General features: G+C 37.3%; 4 protein-coding genes. All 4 read left to right on the forward strand.

Going from position 1 to position 3,578, the window contains the following annotated elements; all coding sequences use genetic code 11:
- Nucleotides 1-148 precede the first annotated feature (148 nt).
- The 4 genes from SanaruYs_RS19895 to SanaruYs_RS19910 all read left to right on the forward strand — a co-directional run bounded on the left by SanaruYs_RS19895 (nt 149) and on the right by SanaruYs_RS19910 (nt 3,359).
- Nucleotides 149-919 carry a hypothetical protein gene (locus tag SanaruYs_RS19895; protein WP_127124374.1) on the forward strand — a complete coding sequence of 257 codons (771 nt, stop codon included), beginning with the start codon at nt 149-151 and terminating at the stop codon, nt 917-919.
- A 110-nt stretch (nt 920-1,029) separates the two neighbouring features.
- The gene (locus tag SanaruYs_RS19900) at nt 1,030-1,557 is read left to right on the forward strand and encodes a DUF6933 domain-containing protein (protein WP_441548097.1); all 528 of its coding nucleotides are present in this window, start codon (nt 1,030-1,032) and stop codon (nt 1,555-1,557) included.
- A 162-nt stretch (nt 1,558-1,719) separates the two neighbouring features.
- On the forward strand, nt 1,720-2,148 hold the full coding sequence (locus SanaruYs_RS19905) for a hypothetical protein (RefSeq protein ID WP_127124376.1): 429 nt from the start codon (nt 1,720-1,722) through the stop codon (nt 2,146-2,148).
- A 677-nt stretch (nt 2,149-2,825) separates the two neighbouring features.
- Complete coding sequence (locus tag SanaruYs_RS19910) at nt 2,826-3,359, forward strand: fibroblast growth factor (protein WP_127124377.1); 534 nt, start codon at nt 2,826-2,828, stop codon at nt 3,357-3,359.
- The last annotated feature ends 219 nt before the right edge of the window (nt 3,360-3,578 follow it).

Genomic DNA, 3,578 nt, shown 5'->3' on the forward strand with positions numbered 1-3,578 from the left:
AGTCGGACTGAATCGCTGGATAAGCCTCACAACTTGGTTGGCGGCATAGTGCTCCGGCTGCTTTTGTTTATAAAATTTAACGATTAATACCTTTACTTCAAATCATGGTTTGAATCTAAAGGTTGGGTGCCATAAATTTTTAGAAAGAATGTGCAAACTATTAGGACTAACTCTTGGGACAATTTTTCTGACAACGTTTCTCTATGGACAAGAGATCACCAAAGAGGAAATCGTAAAATTCAAAATCAAATCAATAACGACAATTGACGGAGACGACATTGTAAAGTCAATTGACATTTATAACGACAAAGGAGACATTGTAAAAATTAACGACAAAGAGGACGGTGAAATTAAAACAAGGAAAGAGTTCATATACAATGACAATTTTCTTTTGACCGAAGAAAGGACTTTTAACACAGGAGGAAAAATTCACAGGATCTCAAAATATACTTACAACACAAAAAATCAACTTGTTAAAGAGGAGTCATTCAATCCTGATGAAATTGACTTAACCTGGACATACGAATACGATGAAATAGGTCATAAAGTAAAGGCAATCAAAGTGTCAGGGACAATGGGAAACAGCGTGACAGTTTATAAGTACTCAGGAAACCAATTAGCAGAAGAGGAAACCACGACTGAATCAATCGGAAAAGAGGAAAAGATCACATACAAGTATAACGACAAAGGACAACTGATCGAAAACAAATCCAGACATTTCTATTTTAACACTATTATCACGTTGACATATACCTATGACGATACCGGGAAATTGATAGAGTTGCGAGAGAAATCAAGTAACGGGGTTTCTTCTAAGACGACTTATCAATATGACGATAAAGGGCTTTTGATTGGAGACACTTGGAAAAGCTCTTTGGATAAGACACCGAATCGGACTAGTTACATAATCGAGTTTTAAAATTTACGGCACCCAACAACGGCTATAAAGCATTACTTTTGATTAATTATTTTTAAAGGATAAAAGTAACGCTTCATAGCCAAGCGTTGGCAGCAATAGCCGTTTGACAAATGACCATTTACTGTTCGAAAAAATTAGAGACATTTCTGGGACAAATTGCCCCGACAATCCAGCCGACCGACCATTCTATTTTTGGCGACTGGAATGGACATCTATTCACGATTGACAGAAAAAAGTGTTTGATTTTTATGAACAATCGGACTTGCTACTCAGTTTTAATGACCAACATTAAAAAAAAGGACACAAAGGACTTTGGACAAGTTTTCAGAGAACGACTCATTAAACAACTTGACCACGACATAAAACTAAACGAAGGACAAGAGATAAAACTGAGAAGAAATCTTATTGACATCAAATTAACTAAATCGAACAACGACAAAAAGATACTTGGGACAATTAATCATCATGTGGAGAATTTGAAATACAATAACTTTCAAGACGGAATAGAGAATTGGGACGAGGTCTATGTGACAGGACTTTTAAACGGCTACTTAGTTAGGACAAAGATTTTACACGACAGACAAAAACGAAGAGATTTTTTTAGACCGATTGAAATAATGGAAGAGTTGATTAAATAGCTACAGCTGCCAACAATAGCTACAGCCAATGGCGGGCGAAAGTGTTATAGAAAATATTTATCTTCGCTTCTGCGTTTGGTTACGGTGGACAGAAATGTATTTCAAAACCGCCACTGGCTGTAGCCGAGCGTTGTAGGCCATTGTTCAGGAAAGAGTAGAGTAATGATTGAGATAGAATTTGAAGAACCTAAAATTGACAAATGCGATTGCTGCGGACAGGAGATTGTTCGACTGACACGGTTTGTACACCAGGACGACAACGCATTTGCAGTTTACTACATCAATTTCACGAGAGGCCATTCTCCCAAAGTAGTATATGGACTAGTAGGACTGGGCGAATGGGGAGACGGTACAGAACCAAAGGACAGGCTGGCCTTTCCGTTTAAGATTTGGACCAATGATTCAAATTATCAAGTTGGACTTGTTGACGCGGAAGAATCACCTTGGAGTCATGTGACATTTCTAGGACAGATTTTGAATAGAAACGAAGGACTAAAACATGAATGGATCAAAGACGTGTTTCATATTACTGATCACATTGTAGCGGACGACAAAATTGTAATAGACTATTTTAACAAGAGCGGTGAATGAACAACGGCCTACAACAATGTGTATGTGCAATTTAAATTTGATTAATTATTTTTAAAGGAAAATTTAAACTGCACATACACGAGCGTTGTGCATAAGGCTGCGATAAGAGTAGACGATAAATAAATTCAATGACCACAAACTAATGACTTATGAAAATTGACCGAATTATACATGCGACTGGAGTAATAGTTATACTTATTTATGCCATCATGACGATTTTTAATTTTGGACAAGATTATATTGATATAAATCTACTTTTGACTTTAGGTTTCCTACTTGGATACATTGGACAATCTATGAAAATTAAATCATTGGAGAACGGAATAAAAAGATAAGATAAGGATTATGAATGAATGGAAAAATTTACCACGATGGTTCAAAATCCTCATTTATTTATTGGAATTAATAATAATTATAACAACTATAATGTATTTTTCTTTCTGACAAGTTAACTCAATTGATAAATTTGACTAAGAAAATATCTGGTTAAATTTTAACGGTTGACCCAAACGCCCTATGCACAACAATAGCTACATGTCATGCCGCGGGACAGTTTGCCAATTACACACAAACTACTAACTTCGTTACTTAACGTTGGAATCATACGGGCTTCGAAAAGCGGCACGCCATGTAGCTCAGCGTTGGTAGCAATTGCGCGCGGACAAAGTAGACTTCAAATGAAAACACGGACGACAATTTTAATTTTGACCATTGCGACAATCACGTGTTGGGGACAGACAAATGAACAAAAAGAAAAAGAAGACCGACTTCAATTCGTGTTCGACTCAAACCTTCCAGACGACCTTTACGACTTCTACAACCAAGAGAAAATTCGGACTAGCTACAAAGTCGACCAAGACTTAAATCCATTTTACCTACGAGGTGACTTTGACGGGGACAAGAAAATAGACTATGCACTCGCGGTTATTGAATCAACTACTGACAAAAAGGGAATTCTAATTTATCACCCCGTGACAAAGAAATATTTTCTAGCTGGGGCAGGTAAAGCCATTCCAAACGGACACGGGGACGACTACTCATGGATGGACGGTTGGGAAGTATCGGACGAAAGGACCGTTGAGCAAGGAGTGACCAACTTGAAACCACCAAAACTTATTGGGGAAGCTATCCTCATCCAAAAGCTAGAATCATCAAGCGGACTAATTTACTGGGACGGAAAAGAATACAGATGGTACCAACAGGGAGATTGAGTAGGCGCGCAACAGCTACCAACAATATGTATATGCAATTTAAATTTGATTGAATTATTTTTACGGGTAAATTTAAACTGCATATACACAAGCGTTGTGCACAATGCCACCAACGCAAACGAATTCAATTATGAAAAGAGATAAAGGACTTCTAAAAGCACTCGGTTACTCAGATAATCTTATTGAAAAACTGGAAATCTGGGACACACTTGTCAATGA

This window comes from Chryseotalea sanaruensis, from assembly GCF_003990915.1.
Taxonomy (GTDB): domain Bacteria; phylum Bacteroidota; class Bacteroidia; order Cytophagales; family Cyclobacteriaceae; genus Chryseotalea; species Chryseotalea sanaruensis.

Excerpts from the sequence above, each read along its gene's own strand:
- SanaruYs_RS19900 (WP_441548097.1), top strand. The coding sequence starts at position 1,030 with ATGACCATTTACTGTTCGAAAAAATTAGAGACATTTCTGGGACAAATT.
- SanaruYs_RS19905 (WP_127124376.1), top strand. The coding sequence starts at position 1,720 with ATGATTGAGATAGAATTTGAAGAACCTAAAATTGACAAATGCGATTGC.
- SanaruYs_RS19895 (WP_127124374.1), top strand. The coding sequence starts at position 149 with ATGTGCAAACTATTAGGACTAACTCTTGGGACAATTTTTCTGACAACG.
- SanaruYs_RS19910 (WP_127124377.1), top strand. The coding sequence starts at position 2,826 with ATGAAAACACGGACGACAATTTTAATTTTGACCATTGCGACAATCACG.